This window comes from Ruegeria sp. CDSA033, from assembly GCF_059612305.1.
Genome location: NZ_JBXWQI010000013.1, coordinates 18930 through 37567, shown reverse-complemented (window position 1 = coordinate 37567; position 18638 = coordinate 18930). Strand labels below are relative to the sequence as shown.

The window sequence follows — 18638 nt, the reverse complement described above, 5'->3', positions numbered from 1 at the left end:
TCTTGCCTCAATTGGACTATGGCATTTCTTCGGTTCCCGACTGGATCACGACGCCCCTTCCTGGAAGGGGGGCCGGTGCGGTTACCGCAGGATTTGCCGATGTCCCCCACCCGATAAAAACAAGCGCGTTGCATTACGTGACGTCAGAAATGGGTGTGAATTGTGAAGGAGATCACATGCGTTACCAAATCAGCGGAAAACAGATCGACATCGGTGCGGCCCTGCAGACTCATGTGCAGACCGAACTGGGTGAGGTCGTGGGCAAATATGCCCAACGTCCGACAGATGCCAACGTCGTCTTTTCCCGTTCAGCGCATGAATATGTATGCGAAACCACAGTGCATCTTTCCACTGGTCTGACCGCTCAGGCCAAGGCACACGCAACCGAGATTTACGCGGCGTTTGAGGGATGCTGCGACAAGATGGAAACGCAACTGCGCCGTTATAAGCGCAGACTGAAGGACCACCACAAGGATCGGTCCGAGCCTGTTGAACTCTTCGGAGCGTCGTCTTATATCCTCGCCTCTGACGAATCGGAGACGGCTGACGAGCCCGATACTCTGCAGCCCATGATCGTGGCTGAGATGGAAACCAAGATCCCATCGCTGAGTGTTGGAGAGGCGGTCATGCAGATGGAACTTGCCGGTGCGCCGGTGCTTGTGTTCCGAAACGAAAACAAGGACGGATTGAATGTCGTGTACCGTCGCGAGGACGGTAACATCGGCTGGATTGATCCGTAACAGGCAAGACTAGCAAGGCACGCCCCTGCAATTGCAGGGGCCCCGCCGTGGAGCGTGATGATGGAGCTTTCGAGCATATTAAAGCCCGAAGCAGTACGTGTGTTGTCCGCCGCTTCTAGTAAGAAGCGGTTGTTTCAGGAAATTGGCGATGTTGCTGCCGGGACTTTGCACCTGGATGCGCAGACTGTCGTCGATTGCTTGCTGGAACGCGAAAGCCTTGGACCGACCGGGGTTGGACACGGTGTCGCCTTGCCGCACGCTCGACTGACAGATCTGGACAGTGTCTCGGGTGTGTTTGTAATGCTCGAAAAACCGATTGATTTTGGATCGGTCGACCGGCAGCCGGTGGACATCGCATTTGCACTTTTTGCGCCGGAAGAGGCGGGTGTCGATCACCTTAAGGCGCTTGCGCTGGTGTCCCGTACACTGCGCGACACGTCAGTTTGCACAAAGCTGCGGGCCAACCCTGATCCGGTCAAGCTCTACGCAATTCTGACCGAAGCGCAGTCCATGCAGGCCGCCTGACCTAGCTGAAATAAAAAAGCCCCCGAAAGCCGGGGGCTTTTTTCTTCGAGGCGGCTTTTGGTTACCCGCCTGCTCCCATTTCCAGTGTCCACCAGATTTTCCCGCCACCTTCCTGATGCCAGGAAAAGCCCATTTGTGATGCTTTGGGGTCCATGATCACGGCTCGGGGGCCAGGTTCCTGCATCCAGGCGGCCAAGGTTTCGGTTTCGGTCTCATAGGTTTCCGAGATCGCCTCACCCAGGAAAGTCCCGTAATAACCGACGCGTTGCGCGCGATCTATGGGCGACGATCCGTCCGAACCGAAGTGCCATGGGCGGTTCTGGCGCGCCATGTCCTTAGAGTGGGTCGCGGCCGCAGCATTCAGCTGCGAGTTCAGCTGCACCGCCTGCAAACCCTGAGCCTGGCGCAAGGCATTTACCGAATCCAGCATACGGAACTGGAGCTTTTCGGGGTTGCCGCGAATCTTATAAACCGACGGCAGTGGACGGCCATCTGATCCGTAAGTTGGGGTGCTGCTTGGGGTACATGCAGCCAGCGCAACAAAGCAAAGAAACAGTAATGTGATAATACGCGTCATGATCGACCTGATTATTGTGTCGACATACGGCATAGCGTGCTATGCAGCCTTCGGCAAACCTGCAATGGCTGATTCTTGCATGTTTCTGCCGGTTTGATTTGCGATTGACGCATTCTGGCAATAAAATACGTAAAATTTCAGGACATCTTTCGCAAAGGACCGGTCACTATGGTCAAGAAACCCATTCATTCATCTAGCCGCCGAGGATTTCTGGCCGGTGCTTCGGCCCTGCTGGCATCGCCGGCGATTGCCCAGTACATTCCAGGTGACCCACTGCGCCCAGCACCCGAGGCCGAGCCAGACGTGCGTCGCAATGTCTCGGGGTTCCGCGCCCTAGATTGGCAGCCTTATTTCTCGAATACGAGAAATGGGGCCATTCTGGTCGATACGGTGTCTCGAGCGCTGCATTATTGGTCAGATGATCAATCTGTTTACAAACTCTACCCCTCATCCGTTCCGCTGACCGAAGAATTGACCCGCCGGGGCCGCACCAGCGTCATCCGCAAAGTTGAAGGTCCTAGTTGGTCACCGACACCTTCTATGAAGAAACGAAATCCCGAATGGCCGGATCATATTCCGCCGGGCCCTGATAACCCATTGGGAACACATGCTTTATACCTGAGTTGGAAATACTACCGGATTCACGGAACGCATGACACGCGCAAAATTGGTCGCCGGTCGTCGAACGGATGCATCGGCCTGTTCAACGAAGATATCGCTGAGCTGTTCTCGATGGCGAAGGTCGGCACGCAAGTGTTGCTTATTTGACGACATTTTCGCGCACGAACCCGCTTGTGGCTCAAGTTGCAATTGCATTCCAGTCATATAGCTGATTAGAAAAAAACCACGAGGTAAGTCTTAGGTGTGCGGATCCGATTGATGGAGCCGTGCAAACTCTGGAGGTTAATATGAAAAAACTCGTTCTCGCCGCTGCATTGACTGCTGCTGCTTCGACCGCTTATGCCGGTAACCTGGAAGAGCCGGTTGTTGAAGCACCGGTTGTTGTAGAGGAAACTCAGGGTTCGTCGCAGGGTATCATCCTGCCGCTGATCCTGCTGGTCGTAGTTGCCGCAGCTGTTGCAGCAAGCTAATTTGACGAGCTAAATCTAGAGAAAAGGCGGTGGAGCGATCCACCGCCTTTTTTCATTTCTTGATGATGGGAAATGGTCAGTCGAGCCAGCCCTTCAGATTGTCTTCGATTACCTTGCCCAGTGCGCCAATGTGCGAATCATCGTCATTGAGGCAGGGGATATAGGTAAAGGTCTGACCGCCGGCCTCTTCAAAGCTTTCCTTGATCTCTTCGTTGATCTCTTCCAGCGTCTCGATGCAATCGGCAGAAAACGCCGGTGCGATTACCGCGATGTTCTTCTTTCCCTGCCGCGCCAACTCTGCCACGTGCTCGACGGTATAGGGTTTCAGCCATTCCTCGGGACCGAATCGCGATTGGAAGGTCGAGACCAGCTGATCGTCCGACCAACCCAGCCGTTCCTTCAGCAATCGGCTCGTTTTCGCGCATTGGCAATGATACGGGTCGCCCTGCTGCAAATAGCGCTCTGGCATGCCGTGATAGGAACAGACCAGGACATCCGGTTTGGTCTCCAGCGCCGCATAGGCTTTTTCCACTGACCCGGCCAAAGCGTCGATATAAGCAAGCTCGTCGAAATAGGCTGGAACGGTGCGAGACGCAGGTTGCCAGGCTTCGTCCATCAACGCGCGGAAGAACTGGTCATTGGCCGTTGCCGTGGTCGCGCCCGCATATTGCGGGTAGAGCGGGAAGAACAGAATTCGATCACAGCCCGCGGCCACCATTTCACGTACTTTGGATTTGGTTGAGGGATTGCCGTAGCGCATGCAGAAATCGACCATCACCTGATCGCCATACCGTTCTTGCATCGCATCGCGCAACTTGGCTGTCTGGTCTTTGGTGATCGTCATCAGCGGGCTTTCGCCCTTGTCATGGTTCCAGATCGACTTGTAGGCCTCACCCGAGCTGAACGGACGCTTGGACAGGATGATGCCTTGCAGAATTGGCTGCCACTTCCACTTGGGATAGTCGATTACGCGCTGGTCCGACAAAAACTCATTCAGATACCGGCGCATCGGCCAATAGCTGTAGTGATCCGGCGTACCGAGATTGGCCAGCAGAATGCCGACGCGGCCCATTTTGACCTTTGGATGGTCTGCGGCGGCATGATCGGGGCGAGTGGCGTCAAACATCTGATGCTTCCTGAGATTTCTCTGTACTGGCCTGAGATAACCGGAAAAGCCCGGTCGTCAATTGGACAGTTTACCTTCTTTTGTGCCCAGCGCATCCGCAAGCCGGGTTTTGGCTGATCCGGGGCGCAATGGTTTCTGTTGGCTGTCATCGGGCGACCAGCCGGTCAGGCAGATCAATTCATAGGTGGCGGCCAACCGCCCCCCGGGCGTTGAGAAGTTGTCGGCATAGACCTGCTGTGCGCGGGTAAAGACCTGTCGCTTGGTGGGTTGTTTCATGCGCCCGGACAGGCTGTTGGTCTCACCCATGGCGCGCAGGTCATGCATCAGGTGCTGCATGTCGCGGTATTCCGCCGTCAGGCGCGCGGTGTCGGCGACCGGCAGCGCAAACCCCGCCCGTTGCAGCAACCCGCCAAGATCGCGCAGCTCGGCCATCGGGACGATACGGGGGCTGAGGCCTCCGGTCACTTCGATTTCGGCCTGTCCCAATGCGGCGCGCAATTCGTGCAGGGTTTCTCCACCCAGACACACGACCAACAGCAACCCGTCGGGGGGCAGAGCACGGCGACATTGGATCAGTTGCCCGACGGGATCATTGGCCCAATGCAGCGCCATGGCGTGGATGACCAAATCATGCGCGCCGGGGGTCAGGGCCAGGACCTCATCATCCGCAACGATCCGCGTCCCGGGCAGAACGTCCTGCCAGATATGCGCAAACGGCGTCACGATCGCCGGGGCCGTAAAGGTTTTGTTAACCATGGAGAGCCGATCCTGCACTTCGTCCACAGCGGCACGGTGCAGGAACAGGGCCTCATCCTTCGCGCGGGCGCGGTGCCGGGTAAGGACCTGGCGATCAAACAAAGAGGGTGAATTGGACTCAGGCAGTTTCATAGGGCGCAATTATCGCATGTGGCACCGGATTCAAACCGCTGTCGCGCTGATCTATCCGCCGCGCTGTCTGGGATGCGGGGACCTGACCGAATCGGATTTCGGGCTGTGTGGGCCCTGCTGGCGCGAGACGCCCTTTATCGGAGGAGTTGTTTGCGATAGCTGCGGGGTGCCGTTACCGGGGGTTTCAGACGGTCACCGGATTGAGTGCGACGATTGCTTGGCTACGCCGCGCCCCTGGCAAGATGGGCGTTCGGCTCTTTTGTACGATGGCAAAGCGCGGTCGCTGGTGCTGGCCTTAAAACATGGTGACAGGCCCGAACTGGCGCGCCCCGCCGCACACTGGCTGGCGTGGGCAGGGCAAGAACTGTTCCGCGAGGGTATGCTGCTTGCACCGGTGCCTTTGCACTGGTCCCGATTGTTGAAACGGCGGTACAACCAGTCCGCCCTTTTGGCGCAGCACCTTGGGAAAGAGACGGGGCTTGAGGTGTGCCCGGACCTTTTGCTTCGCCACCGAAAGACGCCTGTGCTGGATGGCAAAACAGCGGCAGAGCGGGCTGAAATTCTTAAAAGCTCGATCATCGCCCATCCAAAGCGGCAAGACCGCTTGCGAGGCCGCGATATTCTGCTGGTGGATGATGTGATGACGTCCGGCGCAACACTGGCGGCTTGCGCGCGTGTCTGCCGTGCATCCGGAGCAAATCATATTTCCGTGTTGACCCTAGCGCGCGTTGCCAAGGATGCCTAATTCGCCCAAGATTATGCGAAACGCGAAGGTACGGAATATGAAACCGGTAGAAATCTACACCTCGCCGCTCTGCGGCTTTTGTCACGCGGCCAAACGCTTGCTGAAACAGAAAGGCGTCGAATTCAAGGAAGTCGACGTGCTTATGCACCCCAAGCGCAAGCCCGAGATGATCCAGCGCGCCGGTGGCAAACGAACCGTGCCACAGATCTTTATCGGTGCGCAGCACGTGGGCGGCTGTGACGAACTGTATGAGCTGGAGCGTCAGGGCAAGCTGGATCGCCTGCTCGCAGCCTGATGAAGACCGCGCTGCTGCAAATCACCTCGTCGGACGATCCGGCCGAAAATCTGGACAGGGTGCGCGCCATGATGGCCGAGGCGGCGGCACAAGGCGCGCGGTTCATCCTGACGCCCGAGGTGACGAACTGCGTGTCCACCAGCACCACGCGACAGCGAGAAGTCCTGCAGCACGAAGAAGATGACCAATCGCTGGTCGGCCTGCAGGATCAGGCCGCCGCGCTGGGTGTTTGGCTGCTGATCGGGTCTTTGGCGATCAAAACCCATGATGCGGACGGCCGGTTTGCCAACCGGTCTTTTATGATCGACCCGCAAGGGCAGATCGTGGCGCGGTATGACAAGATCCATATGTTCGACGTGCAGGTCACCGAGACCGAGACCTTCCGCGAATCCAAAAATTACCGCCCCGGCGGCAAGGCTGTGATTGCCGACACCGATTTTGGCAAGGTTGGCATGACCGTCTGCTATGATGTCCGGTTTCCGGCGCTCTATGCCGCACTGGCGCAAGCAGGGGCGCGAATCCTGACGGTTCCGGCCGCGTTTTCGCCGGTCACGGGGGCCGCCCATTGGGAATCGTTGCTGCGCGCCCGGGCGATTGAGACCGGCTGTTGGGTTCTGGCCCCCGCACAAACTGGCGAACACCCTAAGACCCGCGGCAAGACGCGCTATACCTATGGCCACAGCATGGTTGTCGCCCCCTGGGGCGAGGTCGTCATCGACGCAGGGACCGATCCGGGCATTCACATTTTCGATATGCATGATAGTTCTGTGTCTGAGGCGCGCCGTCGGGTGCCCTCGTTGACTCACGTCCGTCGCTTTGACGGACCCTGATCCAGAACCGGACCATGACTGACGAACACAATGCCCTTGCGGTCACGCTGTTCAGCGAAATCCTGACCGCCGACCAGCTATTGCGTAATCGGCTTAGCCGGGTGCTGCCCAAGGGTATGGAGATTTCGCATTTCTCGGTGCTCAACCATCTGGTCTTTGTCGGGAACGAGCGTAGCCCGGCGCAATTGGCTGATACGTTCCACGTCACCCGTGGCGCGATGACGAACACCTTGGCCAAGCTGGAATGGGCCGGATACATCCACATCCGCCCCGACTGGGATGATGCCCGCCGCAAGATGGTGGCGATCAGCCCTGCCGGTCGCAGGGCGCGGGACCAAGCGATTACGTCAATCGCTCCGCTGATCAACCGCGTGGTCGGAGAGTTGGGGCTGGAGCGCGTCCGCAGCACGCTGCCCGTGTTGCGGGATTTGAGGTTGCAGTTGGAGGGGGAATAGGGGTCGGTGCTTAACGACGTCCCTATTAACCTTCGCCGTTCATCACTTTAAACAAGTATTCGGTTTGCCCTTGGCGACAACTTCGGCCCAATTGGTGCCTAAAGTGGTTCTTGCATCAATTGCGTTTGCAGCTTCTAGATCGTTTTTCTTGAACATAACGGCAACAACGGCTGCATCTTGCGTACCGCCGATGATTGGTGTCGCAGTAGTGTGCCCGGAATAGGTGCCGGTGTTTCCAAACGTGTTTAGAGTTCCGGTCGTGTTGTAGTTGGCCCCGACAATGCGAACATTATTCTCAGAATCCATCGCTGCGATAAGATACTTGTCGTAACCCAAGCGAATGGTTTCGACCGCAGCCATTCTTGAAACCAGTTTTCTTGCGCCAGTCGAGCCGCAGGCTGGAGCGGCGCTAACATCAATTCGTACGATGTTTTGAGCGAGTCGAGTTGTCGTTGAAGAAGCGCATGCGCCTACAATGGTCACCACTGACAACGTGGCGAATAGGTGGAGAAAGTTCATTGGTTGCCCTACTAAGAATCATCGCGAAATATCAACACGATGCAAAGCGTAGAAATTGATGTTTGTCAATTTTGATTGCTTTTGAGTCGAAAAGGCAATTCTTGTGAGCTTTGGTTAGGATGGGTTAAATCTCCACCCTAAGCCCAGATTATGTGCTCACCCCGGTTTCACACTCGCCGTCACATAGTTCACGCTCAAGTCCCGGTCCGAGATCGACCAGCTCCACAGAATCGGGTTGAACACGAAGCCTTTGCGGTCCACAGGGTCCAGCCCGGCCTGACGCAGCAGGTCGAACAGCTCATCGGGGGTGATGAACTTATTCCACTCATGGGTGCCGCGCGGCAGCCAGCGCATGACGACCTCGGCCCCGAAAATGGCCATGGCATAGGATTTCGGATTGCGGTTGATGGTCGAGCAGATCAGCAATCCGCCCGGTTTCAGCAAGTCTTGCGATGCGGTCAGAAAGCCAAGGGGGTCGGCCACGTGCTCTACCACCTCCATGTTCAGCACCACGTCGAACTGTTCACCTGCGGCGGCCATGTCCTCGGCAGTGGTGTGGCGGTAGTCGATCTCCAGCCCGGTTTGTTCCGCGTGGATGCGCGCGACGGGCAGGTTGCCTTCGGCGGCATCCGCTCCGACCACTTCGGCCCCAAGGCGGGCCATCGGTTCGCTCAGCAGCCCGCCGCCGCAGCCGATATCCAGCAAACGCAGGCCCTCGAACGGCTTTGGCGACTTCAAATCGCGATCGAATTCGCCCGCGATCTGCTGTGTGATATAATCCAGCCGACAGGGGTTCAGCATGTGCAACGGTTTGAATTTTCCGTGAGGATCCCACCATTCCGCAGCCATCGCTTCGAATTTTGCGATCTCAGAAGGGTCAACCGTGTTCGGATGCGCTTGCATTCCTGTCTCCGTATGCTCTTTTACGCTTAAGGACTATATAGGGCCATAATGGACAAGTACCCGGACCAAAAGCGCGCAGTTCAATATCTGTACCCGCCGATCGATCCTTTCGATCAGCGTATGGTCGATGTGGGCGACGGACACCGTATCTATATGGAACAATGCGGCAATCCCAACGGCATTCCGGTGGTGATTCTGCACGGTGGGCCGGGCGGTGGCTGCAGCCCCGCCATGCGGCGCTATTTTGATCCGGACGTTTACCGGGTGATTCTGTTTGATCAGCGCGGATGCGGACGGTCACGCCCGCATGCGTCGGTCACGGACAACACCACTTGGGATCTGGTGGACGATATCGAACGTCTGCGAACCCTGCTGGATATCGACGACTGGATTGTCTTTGGCGGCAGCTGGGGGGCGACGCTTGCGCTGGTCTATGCGCAGTCCCACCCGGATCGGGTCAATCGCCTGGTGCTGCGCGGTGTGTTCCTGGCGACGCAGGCCGAGTTGGATTGGTTTTACGGCGGCGGCGCGGGAAAGTTTTGGCCCGAGCAATGGGCGAAGTTCACCGCTCTTCTGTCCGACAATGAGCTGAGTGACACCATAGGCGCATTTAACAAGCGCCTGTTCTCGGGGGATCGCGCGACCGAGATCCTGTATGCCCGGGCCTGGTCCAGTTGGGAAAATGCGCTGGCCTCAATCCATTCACATGGCGCAACCGGGGAAAGCCCCGGCGAATACGCGCGCGCCTTTGCGCGGCTTGAGAATCACTATTTCATCAACCGCGCGTTCCTTGAACGGGACGGGCAGATTCTGGACCAGATGGACAGAATCGCACATATCCCCGGCCATATCGTGCAGGGGCGGTATGACATGATCTGTCCGCCTCAGGCCGCGTGGAACCTTGCCCAGCTATGGCCCAATGCCGAGCTGAAGATGGTGCGTCAGGCCGGGCATGCGCTGTCCGAACCCGGAATTAGCGCGGAATTGGTTCGCATCATGGACCGCGTGGCGGAGGGCGCAGTATGACCCGCATCGACCGTCGTGCTTTGTTTGCTTCCGGTGCTGCTGCCGCTCTGCTCGCGGCGACCGGTGCGTCTTTAGCCGATACGCCCAAAGTGGGTGGTACGCTGCGCCTTGCCGTGCCCCGCGATGACAGTTTGGAGCAGGTTGCCCGTGGGGCCGTGTTCGACACCCTGACCGAGATTGCACCCGACGGCACCCTGCGCGGAGAGCTTGCGACCGGTTGGCAAACTGATTCCCAAGCCCGCATCTGGAGCTTTGATCTGCGCGAGAACGCTCGTTTTCACGATGGCGCGGTCCTTGATGTAAGGGATGTGATGGCGGTTCTGGGCGATGTCGGGCAGGTCGACGCCTTGTCAGATAATCGCGTGCGTCTGGAGTTGGCTCAGGCCAACCCGGGTCTACCCTTCCTTTTGGCCGACAGCAGGTTCGTCATCACGCGCAACGGGGAAGGTGTCTCGCCTTTGCAGACCGCGAACGGCACCGGATGCTACCGTGTTGAACGGGCGGAGGATGATCGCCACTTCCTTGGGCGCCGTGTTTCCGGCCATTACAAGGATGGATTGGCTGGCTGGGCCGAAACCCTGGAAGTTATCGTGATTCCCGACGCTCGCGTGCGTACCGAGGCGCTGCGAGACGGCTTTGTGGATATCGCGGCACTGCCGCAGGGCGAAGGGTTCAGCCCGCACCGCGGATTGCGCTTTTTTCCAAGCGAATCCGATATGGCGCTGGCTGTAGTAGGGCATGTCGGCATGCCCCGTCAGATCGGAACGGATCGCCCCCTGGATGATGGCCGCGTTGCCGAGCGTTGGTGGTTGATTTAAACGCCGAAAATTCGCCTGACTTCTACTTTGTGCAAAATTTTGCTATTGTACGCGCTGTATTAGCTTAATTGTTTCGAAAATGGGAGAATTCCCATGAGGGTTGAAAGCTTAAAGAATATATCAATTTCCATTTTGTCCGTAGCATTGGCGGTTGTTGCGGTGTTTGCCCTGAAATCAGGTAAAGACGTTACCGTAAAAGTCAGCAAAAACGGGACGATAGAGCTGGATGCCCGCGAAGGGCAGTCGCTGACCCAGTTGCTGGACAAGGGTTTTGAGGCCGTAGAGGCGAACCCCGAAGATAGTGCAGAGACGACAGCGCGGAAACTGTCCGATATGCGGGCTCTGACCCGCACGCTGAAGTCGCATGGTTACTATGCGTTGAACGATTCGGATCTGGTTCACGAAATTAGAGGGCTGGAAAAGGAGGATCCCCTGTCGGCCGGGCTGCGCGACGTGCTGTATGATCTGGAAGGTCCGTTTTCGCTGCCCGGAACATTGCGTGGGGCGGATTCACGGATGTGGCAGGCGATCGCTGATCTGTACGAGGGTATAAAGTCCGAACCGCGTGGTGACAGCCAGCTATTTGCGACGCTTTACACGAACTTCATTCAGCAAGAGACCGTGTTCAGCCCCTTCAAGCACGAGGTAACGGCCGAGGGCGTGTTGTTGCATGACGCAAATGGGAACGAAAAACCGATGGTGTACACCTGCCCCGACAGTTTTTTGAAACCGGGGATTACCGTCCTGATCAAACCGACCGGCGGGTCATCCAATATCATGCGTCAGTTCACGGTGCGGCAAGATCCTGTTTTTCATGCCTGCGCCGCGCGGACACCGTTCGAGTTTTTGTCGGGTTCAGAAATGAAGCTGGGGCTGAACCGAGTGGCCTTTGATCAACTCTTCCCGCCGCGGACGGCGAATGCCGAGCAGTTTCAGGGCAGGGGCACTCTTTCGGTGATTATCTACCCGCGCAACACGCAGCCTGCGCTTTTTGCATCTTCGGCGGAATAGGAGCTTTCCATGAATAAACTTGCTGTTCTCGCTGCCATTATTGCACTTGTGACCGTCGCCCTGTCAGGCGTGGCACATGCCCAGGGACGTCAATGCCTGTTTGACGGCGAGGTCTACGAAGACGGGGACCGCGTTGGTCCTTACCTGTGTGAAAATGGCGAGTGGATTCTGTCAGACTGATATTGTGATTGCCCATCCTGGCGCTTGGGCTTGCAATCTTGCAGTCGCTTGGCTATATGGCCGTTAACAGCGGCGTGTCGGGCTTCGGTCCGGGGCTCCACCGGAAAAGATCGACGGGCCGCGCGCCCGTTTTTTTGTGCCCGACTGACAGGGTAGAGTACCAGATGACAAATGACCTGATAGCCAAAGCAGCCATCGACCGGCGACTGGCCGAGATCATCACCCCCGTGATCGAGGATCTGGGGTATGAGCTTGTGCGTATTCGCCTGATGAGCGGCAAACAAACCACGCTGCAGATCATGGCTGACAAGCCTGATGGCGGTATCGAAGTGGATGATTGCGCCGAGATTTCGAACGCGGTCAGCGCCACGTTGGATGTCGAGGATCCGATCCTTGACGCCTATGCGCTGGAAGTGTCCAGCCCCGGCATCGACCGCCCCCTGACCCGTCTCAAGGATTTTGAGGCGTTCGAAGGGTATGAGGCCAAGATCGAAACCGCCGAACTGATCGACGGGCGCCGCCGTTTTAAGGGTGAGCTGGCCGGAATCGAAGGCGATGAGGTCCTGATCAATCTCGCCGAGGGGGACGAGACGATCACCATCGGACTGCAATTCGACTGGCTGAGCGACGCCAAACTGGTCCTGACCGACGACCTGATCAAGGAAATGCTGCGCCAGCGCAAAGACGCCGGTGCCCTGAACGAAAACGCTTTCGACGAGATTGAGACCGAAGGGTCCGAAGAGGAGACGAACTGATGGCAATCACCTCAGCCAACCAGCTGGAGCTGCTGCAGACCGCCGAGGCCGTGGCCCGCGAAAAGATGATCGACCCCGGTCTGGTTGTCGAAGCGATGGAAGAATCGCTCGCCCGTGCCGCCAAGAGCCGTTACGGCGCCGAGATGGACATCCGCGTCAGCATCGATCGCAAGACCGGCAAAGCGACATTCACCCGCGTTCGCACCGTGGTCGAGGATGAAGAGCTGGAAAACTATCAGGCCGAGATGACCGTCGAGCAGGCCAAACAGTATATGGAAACGCCTTCGGTTGGTGACGTCTTCGTTGAAGAAGTGCCGCCAGTTGAAATGGGCCGTATCGCGGCGCAATCCGCAAAGCAGGTGATCCTGCAGAAGGTTCGCGAAGCTGAGCGTGACCGTCAGTACGAAGATTTCAAGGATCGTGCAGGCACCATCATCAACGGTGCGGTCAAGCGCGAAGAGTTTGGCAATGTCATCGTCGATCTGGGCGGTGCCGAGGCCGTTCTGCGCCGCAATGACAAGATCGGTCGCGAAAGCTATCGTCCGAATGACCGTGTGCGTGCGTATATCAAGGAAGTGCGTCGCGAAGTTCGTGGCCACCAGATCTTCCTGTCGCGCACCGCGCCGGAATTCATGGCCGAGCTGTTCAAGATGGAAGTGCCGGAAATCTATGACGGCATTATCGAGGTCAAGGCCGTGGCTCGTGACCCCGGTTCGCGCGCCAAGATCGCCGTGATTTCCTATGACGGTTCGATCGACCCCGTTGGTGCTTGCGTTGGTATGCGCGGCAGCCGCGTGCAGGCCGTTGTGAACGAGCTGCAGGGCGAAAAGATCGATATCATCCCGTGGAACGAAGATCAGCCGACCTTCCTGGTGAACGCGCTGCAGCCTGCTGAGGTTTCCAAGGTGGTTCTGGACGAAGAGGCCGGCAAGATTGAGGTTGTGGTTCCTGAGGAGCAGTTGAGCCTCGCCATCGGTCGCCGCGGTCAGAACGTGCGTTTGGCTAGCCAGCTGACCAATCTGGATATCGACATCATGACCGAGGCCGAAGAATCGGCGCGTCGTCAGAAAGAATTCGAAGCCCGCACCCAGCTGTTCATGGACAGCTTGGATCTGGATGAGTTCTTTGCCCAGTTGCTGGTGTCCGAAGGCTTCACCAACCTCGAAGAGGTAGCCTATGTGGAGATCGAAGAACTGCTGGTGATCGACGGCGTTGACGAAGGCACCGCGCAAGAGCTGCAAACACGGGCGCGCGAACACCTGGAAGCACAGGCCAAGGCAGCGTTGGAAAGCGCCCGCGCGTTGGGTGTCGAAGACAGTCTTATTGAATTCGAAGGCCTGACACCCCAGATGGTTGAAGCGCTGGCCAAGGACGATGTAAAGAACCTGGAAGACTTCGCCACCTGCGCTGACTGGGAACTGGCCGGTGGTTGGACCACGGTCGACGGCCAGCGAATCAAAGATGACGGTGTTCTGGAACCTTTCGGTGTAACGCTGGAAGAGGCGCAGGATCTGGTTATGACAGCTCGGATCATGCTGGGCTGGGTCGATCCTGCTGAGTTGGAGCAGGCCGAAGAAGAAGTTACCGAAGAGGAGGCCGAGGCCTGATCTCAGGCTTCGGGTGGCGCAAATGGGTCGCGGTGGCGTCCATAAGGATCGGTCCGAAGGACCTGAACGCAAGTGCATCGCCACGGGCGAGGTTCAACCTAAATATGGGTTGATCCGCTTTGTGACGGGGCCGGATGGTCAGGTCTTTCCGGATGTCGCGGCAAAACTGCCGGGACGTGGCGTCTATGTCGCGGCGGATCGCAGCGCGCTGGACAAGGCCGTGGGCAAAAAGCTGTTTGCACGTGGTTTCAAGGCGCAAGTCAGTGTGCCTAACGATCTCGCGGATGAAGTTGAGCGTCAGATTGCGCGCCGTGTGATCGAGTTGGTGAGCCTTGCGCGCAAATCCGGTGACGCGATCGCCGGTTACGAAAAGGTCAAGACGTGGCTGGACCGGGAAGAGGCCCAGGTACTGATACAAGCCTCTGATGGATCAGGGCGCGGCAAGTCGAAACTGAGCACGCCGCACTTCGGAACATACATCGGCTGGCTGACGGCGGACGAGCTGGGACAGGCATTTGGGCGCCAAACCGTGATTCATGCGGCGCTCGCCTCTGGCGGACTCGCCAAACGTGTTGTAGAGGAAGCGCAGCGCCTGCGTGGCTTGCGCGAAACGGATGACGGCGGCAGGGGCCGCGCGGAAGGGTAAGAAGCTTTATGAGCGATAATGACGGCAAAAAGACATTGGGTCTTCGTGGCGGGGCACGCCCCGGAAATGTGAAACAAAGTTTCAGCCACGGACGTACCAAGAATGTCGTGGTGGAGACCAAACGCAAGCGCGTGGTGGTTCCCAAGCCGGGTGCCGGCAAGCCGGGTGGCGGAGCAACGCCCTCGGGTGATCCGTCGCGCCGCCCTGCCGGGATTTCCGATGCGGAGATGGCCCGCCGGATGAAGGCGCTGCAGGCCGCCAAGGCCCGCGAGGTTGAAGAGGCCGCCGCCCGCGAGGCAGCTGAAAAAGCGCGTGAAGAAGAACGCGCCCGTCGTCGTGCGGAGCAAGAGGCCAAGGAACGCGAACAGCGTGAGGCCGAAGAACGTGCACGTGCCAAGGCCGAAGAAGAAGATCGCAAGCGCAAAGAGGCTGAAATAGCGGCCCAACGCGCTGCCGCTCCGGCTGCTCCGGTAGAGCCTAAGGCGGCTGCTCCGCGCAGCCCGGCGAACAAGCCAGCACCGGCTGCAACGCCGCGGAAAAACGATCGCGAGCGTGAACAGCGCGGCAATCGTGGCAAAGGCCGTGATGACAACCGCCGGTCCGGCAAGCTGACATTGGGTCAGGCCACGGGCGGCGAAGGTAATCGTCACCGCTCTATGGCGGCGATGAAGCGCAAGCAGGAGCGGGCGCGTCAGAAAGCCATGGGTGGTACTGTCGAGCGCGAAAAGGTGATCCGCGACGTGCAGCTGCCCGAAGCGATCACGGTGTCCGAGCTGGCAAACCGTATGGCCGAGCGTGTGGCAGACGTTGTCAAATCGCTGATGAACATGGGCATGATGGTCACGCAGAACCAGACCATTGATGCCGATACTGCCGAGCTGATCATCGAAGAATTCGGTCACAAAGTGACCCGTGTCTCTGATTCGGATGTCGAGGACGTCATCAAAGAGGTCGAAGACGACGACAAAGATCTGAAATCGCGCCCGCCGGTCATCACCATCATGGGTCACGTTGATCACGGCAAAACCTCGCTGCTGGATGCGATCCGCGATGCGCGGGTTGTGGCAGGCGAGGCGGGTGGCATCACCCAGCACATCGGTGCCTATCAGGTGACAACCGATAGCGGCACCACGCTGTCTTTCCTGGATACGCCGGGCCACGCGGCCTTTACCTCGATGCGCTCGCGCGGTGCTCAGGTCACGGATATCGTGGTTCTGGTTGTTGCCGCCGATGACGCGGTGATGCCGCAGACGGTCGAAGCGATCAACCACGCGAAAGCGGCCGGAGTGCCGATGATCGTGGCGATCAACAAGGTCGACAAGCCAGGCGCGAATCCGGACAAGGTGCGCACCGATCTGCTGCAGCACGAAGTCATCGTCGAGAAAATGTCGGGTGAAGTTCAGGACGTCGAAGTCTCTGCCATCACCGGTCAGGGTCTGGATGAGCTGCTGGAAGCCATCGCACTGCAATCCGAGATTCTGGAGCTGAAAGCCAACCCGAATCGCGCCGCCCAGGGTGCCGTGATCGAGGCGCAGCTGGACGTGGGTCGCGGCCCCGTCGCCACTGTTCTGGTTCAGAACGGCACGCTGCGTCAGGGCGATATCTTCGTCGTGGGTGAGCAATACGGTAAAGTCCGTGCGCTGATCAATGACAAGGGTGAACGCGTCAAGGAAGCTGGCCCCTCGGTTCCTGTCGAGGTTCTGGGTCTGAACGGCACGCCCGAGGCTGGCGACGTTCTGAACGTGACCGAGACCGAAGCGCAGGCCCGCGAGATCGCCGAATACCGCGAACAGGCCGCCAAGGACAAACGCGCTGCCGCTGGCGCCGCAACGACCCTTGAGCAGCTGATGCAGAAAGCCAAGGAAGACGAGAACGTCAACGAACTGCCAATTCTGATGAAAGCAGACGTTCAGGGCTCGGCTGAGGCCATCGTTCAGGCGATGGAGAAGATCGGCAACGACGAGGTGCGCGTGCGCGTACTGCACTCGGGTGTAGGTGCGATTACCGAAACCGATGTCGGCCTGGCGGAAGCATCCGGCGCGCCGATCCTGGGCTTCAACGTGCGTGCCAATGCGTCGGCGCGGAACACGGCGAACCAGAAGGGTGTGGAAATCCGCTACTACTCGGTGATCTACGATCTGGTCGATGACGTGAAAGCTGCCGCATCGGGCCTGCTGAGCGCCGAGATCCGCGAAAAGTTCATCGGCTACGCCGAGATCCGCGAAGTCTTCAAGGTTACCGGCGTCGGCAAGGTTGCTGGTTGTCTGGTCACCGAAGGCGTGGCGCGTCGTTCCGCAGGCGTCCGCCTGCTGCGCGACAACGTGGTGATCCACGAAGGCACGCTGAAAACGCTGAAGCGCTTCAAGGACGAAGTGGCCGAGGTTCAGTCAGGTCAGGAATGCGGGATGGCGTTCGAGAACTACGACGATATCCGTGCAGGCGACGTGATCGAAATCTTCGAACGCGAAGAGGTCACCCGGACGCTGGATTGATCCGGTAGTACAGTAAAACAGAAAACAGCGGCTCACTCGGGCCGCTGTTTTATTTTTGTGAATGATTGCGAGCCTTTGATTCTGCGTATGAGATTCTCTGAACCCAGTCAGTACGGTGCGTTTTACAATCCTGGCCTAATTATGAGATGAGTCTGACTTCAAGGTCGGCTGTGCGGACAACACAGCCGTTTGATCTACGCTATTGGGCGGCTCGAAACATCGGAAACAGGGGTGGGGCTTGGTCGGCTTTTATTAGACCCATCTCTTGGAAACCATAGCGCTTATACAGCGATAGATTTGTAGGGTTTGTCGACTCCAAGTAAGCAGGTCTTCCATCTTCGTCACAACGTTTGAGGCAGCATTCAAGCAACGCGGACCCCAACCCTTTTCCTTGGCGAATTGGATCGACCGCAATAAAAGCTAAATGCCAGCAGTCCTCATCGGGATGATAATTGTCCATCTGCCCGAAGGTTTCGAACAACGCATCATGTTTTTCTGATGAGACCGTTTGCTCAAAACAGGCGACAAGTCGTTCTTCGTCAGGGTGAATGCTTGGCGGAAGCCAAAGTGCGCCAGCAGTGAAATCATCGTTTCGAAACGCGCTAGCCTGTTCAAATGCACGCCCGCCAAAGAAGTCCATTACTCGCGGGAAGTGGGTAAGGAAATCGGCAGGTTCAGGATATAGCCAACGCATGAATGGGTCGGCAGAAAATCCAAGAGCAAGTCCGCTTAACAAACTTTCTGCTTCACTTCGGGTTGATGATCTAAACATGAAATTACCTTTGGTCGTTCCACCTCGATTCTCAAGTTTTAGCATATGGGCCGCAAATACTTGTTCTCAAATGCGCAAATTATTTTCCTGCTCAAGCAACGATGGATGACTGCGTTGGGCTCGAACCGGGCGTTCGAAGCTTGGCTACAAAGGTAAGGTTTGTAATGGTTGTGTTAATTTCCGGCGATGATACCAAATTAGTTGATTTTCAATGCCTTTGACTACCGATTTGCCGGCGAAACCGTCCTTCGATGCATGATGATATCGAAGTGCTGCATGCCTTTTAGCAAATCGAAACTGACCGAATGCCCGCCTTTACGCAGGGCCATTAGCCCGTCAATCGGATCGCCTGCTTCGAAGGCGGATTCAATAAAAGCTATGACCCCGGTGAGCCCGTCCACCATCTTTGGTTCCGGTTTCTGCGGGTTCAGGCAACAGCCCAACAAGCTTCTTCCTCACCAACAGTGCGTGGTTTTGGGCTCATAACAGTCCTACTTACCACCTTTGTCTGCAACGTACATTCTGCACTTTTCCCCCACCGGACAATAGCGACCATTTGACCAACTAATTTTGTCGGATTTCCTTGCATCCTCTCGGGAATCGTTTAATTGACAATTTCAGTCGGATTACTACGCCG

At 57.6% G+C, this 18638-nt stretch carries 23 protein-coding genes; 16 read left to right on the top strand and 7 right to left on the bottom strand.

The features are described 5' to 3' along the window. The first annotated feature begins 176 nt into the window (after positions 1–176). Together hpf and AC2FLA_RS16090 are read left to right on the top strand one after the other, a co-directional pair. Complete coding sequence (hpf, locus tag AC2FLA_RS16095) at positions 177–740, top strand: ribosome hibernation-promoting factor, HPF/YfiA family (protein ID WP_058273067.1); 564 nt, start codon at positions 177–179, stop codon at positions 738–740. 60 nt (positions 741–800) lie between these two features. After that, positions 801–1265, top strand: coding sequence for a PTS sugar transporter subunit IIA (locus AC2FLA_RS16090; RefSeq protein WP_058273066.1), 465 nt, complete (start codon positions 801–803; stop codon positions 1263–1265). 61 nt (positions 1266–1326) lie between these two features. Here AC2FLA_RS16090 and dalA read toward each other — a convergent pair whose 3' ends face one another. Next, positions 1327–1842 (bottom strand): divisome-associated lipoprotein DalA, encoded by a 516-nt coding sequence (dalA, locus tag AC2FLA_RS16085; RefSeq protein WP_282120905.1) that lies wholly within the window; start codon positions 1840–1842, stop codon positions 1327–1329. Positions 1843–2010: 168 nt separating this feature from the next. Here dalA and AC2FLA_RS16080 point away from each other — a divergent pair, with 168 nt between their 5' ends. Both AC2FLA_RS16080 and AC2FLA_RS16075 read left to right on the top strand, forming a co-directional pair. Then, positions 2011–2610, top strand: a complete 600-nt coding sequence (locus AC2FLA_RS16080) for a L,D-transpeptidase (RefSeq protein ID WP_109311276.1) — start codon at positions 2011–2013, stop codon at positions 2608–2610. Between the two features lie 140 nt (positions 2611–2750). After that, the gene (locus AC2FLA_RS16075) at positions 2751–2933 is read left to right on the top strand and encodes a hypothetical protein (RefSeq protein WP_010442520.1); all 183 of its coding nucleotides are present in this window, start codon (positions 2751–2753) and stop codon (positions 2931–2933) included. Between the two features lie 76 nt (positions 2934–3009). Here the strand turns inward: AC2FLA_RS16075 and hemH are convergent, their stop codons facing one another. After that, positions 3010–4059: a ferrochelatase gene (gene hemH / locus AC2FLA_RS16070; RefSeq protein WP_496723487.1), complete on the bottom strand. Its 1050-nt coding sequence runs from the start codon at positions 4057–4059 to the stop codon at positions 3010–3012. A gap of 57 nt (positions 4060–4116) precedes the next feature. Continuing rightward, on the bottom strand, positions 4117–4947 hold the full coding sequence (locus AC2FLA_RS16065; protein WP_496723485.1) for a methyltransferase domain-containing protein: 831 nt from the start codon (positions 4945–4947) through the stop codon (positions 4117–4119). A gap of 16 nt (positions 4948–4963) precedes the next feature. On the opposite strand from AC2FLA_RS16065, the gene AC2FLA_RS16060 reads away from it, so the two are divergent. From AC2FLA_RS16060 to AC2FLA_RS16045, 4 genes are read left to right on the top strand one after another with little or no spacing between them, the layout of a single operon-like run. Then, entirely contained in the window at positions 4964–5692 is a 729-nt protein-coding gene (locus AC2FLA_RS16060; RefSeq protein WP_496723483.1) for a ComF family protein, read from the top strand. Between the two features lie 37 nt (positions 5693–5729). Continuing rightward, entirely contained in the window at positions 5730–5987 is a 258-nt protein-coding gene (gene grxC / locus AC2FLA_RS16055) for a glutaredoxin 3 (protein WP_108861637.1), read from the top strand. Beyond that, a complete protein-coding gene (locus AC2FLA_RS16050; protein WP_496723481.1) occupies positions 5987–6817 on the top strand; it encodes a carbon-nitrogen hydrolase family protein in 831 nt (276 codons plus the stop codon). The genes grxC and AC2FLA_RS16050 overlap by 1 nt, the downstream gene beginning before the upstream one ends. Positions 6818–6831: 14 nt before the next feature. Continuing rightward, a complete protein-coding gene (locus AC2FLA_RS16045) occupies positions 6832–7272 on the top strand; it encodes a MarR family winged helix-turn-helix transcriptional regulator (protein ID WP_282120901.1) in 441 nt (146 codons plus the stop codon). 42 nt (positions 7273–7314) lie between these two features. On the opposite strand, the gene AC2FLA_RS16040 is transcribed toward AC2FLA_RS16045, so the two are convergent. Next, positions 7315–7791 carry a hypothetical protein gene (locus tag AC2FLA_RS16040; protein ID WP_496723479.1) on the bottom strand — a complete coding sequence of 159 codons (477 nt, stop codon included), beginning with the start codon at positions 7789–7791 and terminating at the stop codon, positions 7315–7317. A 156-nt stretch (positions 7792–7947) separates the two neighbouring features. Next, entirely contained in the window at positions 7948–8694 is a 747-nt protein-coding gene (gene ubiG, locus AC2FLA_RS16035) for a bifunctional 2-polyprenyl-6-hydroxyphenol methylase/3-demethylubiquinol 3-O-methyltransferase UbiG (RefSeq protein WP_496723477.1), read from the bottom strand. 48 nt (positions 8695–8742) lie between these two features. Here ubiG and pip point away from each other — a divergent pair, with 48 nt between their 5' ends. The 8 genes from pip to infB all read left to right on the top strand — a co-directional run bounded on the left by pip (position 8743) and on the right by infB (position 17229). Then, positions 8743–9720 (top strand): prolyl aminopeptidase, encoded by a 978-nt coding sequence (gene pip / locus AC2FLA_RS16030; RefSeq protein WP_496723475.1) that lies wholly within the window; start codon positions 8743–8745, stop codon positions 9718–9720. After that, the gene (locus tag AC2FLA_RS16025; protein ID WP_496723473.1) at positions 9717–10538 is read left to right on the top strand and encodes an ABC transporter substrate-binding protein; all 822 of its coding nucleotides are present in this window, start codon (positions 9717–9719) and stop codon (positions 10536–10538) included. Before pip ends, AC2FLA_RS16025 begins: the two co-directional genes overlap by 4 nt. Positions 10539–10631: 93 nt before the next feature. Further along, positions 10632–11549: a hypothetical protein gene (locus AC2FLA_RS16020; protein WP_109311266.1), complete on the top strand. Its 918-nt coding sequence runs from the start codon at positions 10632–10634 to the stop codon at positions 11547–11549. Between the two features lie 9 nt (positions 11550–11558). Continuing rightward, a complete protein-coding gene (locus tag AC2FLA_RS16015) occupies positions 11559–11729 on the top strand; it encodes a hypothetical protein (protein ID WP_496723471.1) in 171 nt (56 codons plus the stop codon). 164 nt (positions 11730–11893) lie between these two features. Next, a complete protein-coding gene (gene rimP / locus AC2FLA_RS16010) occupies positions 11894–12484 on the top strand; it encodes a ribosome maturation factor RimP (RefSeq protein ID WP_058276577.1) in 591 nt (196 codons plus the stop codon). Continuing rightward, entirely contained in the window at positions 12484–14091 is a 1608-nt protein-coding gene (gene nusA / locus AC2FLA_RS16005; RefSeq protein ID WP_496723469.1) for a transcription termination factor NusA, read from the top strand. Before rimP ends, nusA begins: the two co-directional genes overlap by 1 nt. 22 nt (positions 14092–14113) lie before the next feature. After that, the gene (locus AC2FLA_RS16000; protein WP_058272981.1) at positions 14114–14737 is read left to right on the top strand and encodes an RNA-binding protein; all 624 of its coding nucleotides are present in this window, start codon (positions 14114–14116) and stop codon (positions 14735–14737) included. A gap of 8 nt (positions 14738–14745) precedes the next feature. Next, positions 14746–17229: a translation initiation factor IF-2 gene (infB, locus tag AC2FLA_RS15995; RefSeq protein WP_496723467.1), complete on the top strand. Its 2484-nt coding sequence runs from the start codon at positions 14746–14748 to the stop codon at positions 17227–17229. A gap of 199 nt (positions 17230–17428) precedes the next feature. Here infB and AC2FLA_RS15990 read toward each other — a convergent pair whose 3' ends face one another. Then, entirely contained in the window at positions 17429–18046 is a 618-nt protein-coding gene (locus AC2FLA_RS15990) for a GNAT family N-acetyltransferase (protein ID WP_496723465.1), read from the bottom strand. A gap of 176 nt (positions 18047–18222) precedes the next feature. Further along, positions 18223–18405: a hypothetical protein gene (locus AC2FLA_RS15985; RefSeq protein WP_496723463.1), complete on the bottom strand. Its 183-nt coding sequence runs from the start codon at positions 18403–18405 to the stop codon at positions 18223–18225. Positions 18406–18638: the final 233 nt, after the last annotated feature.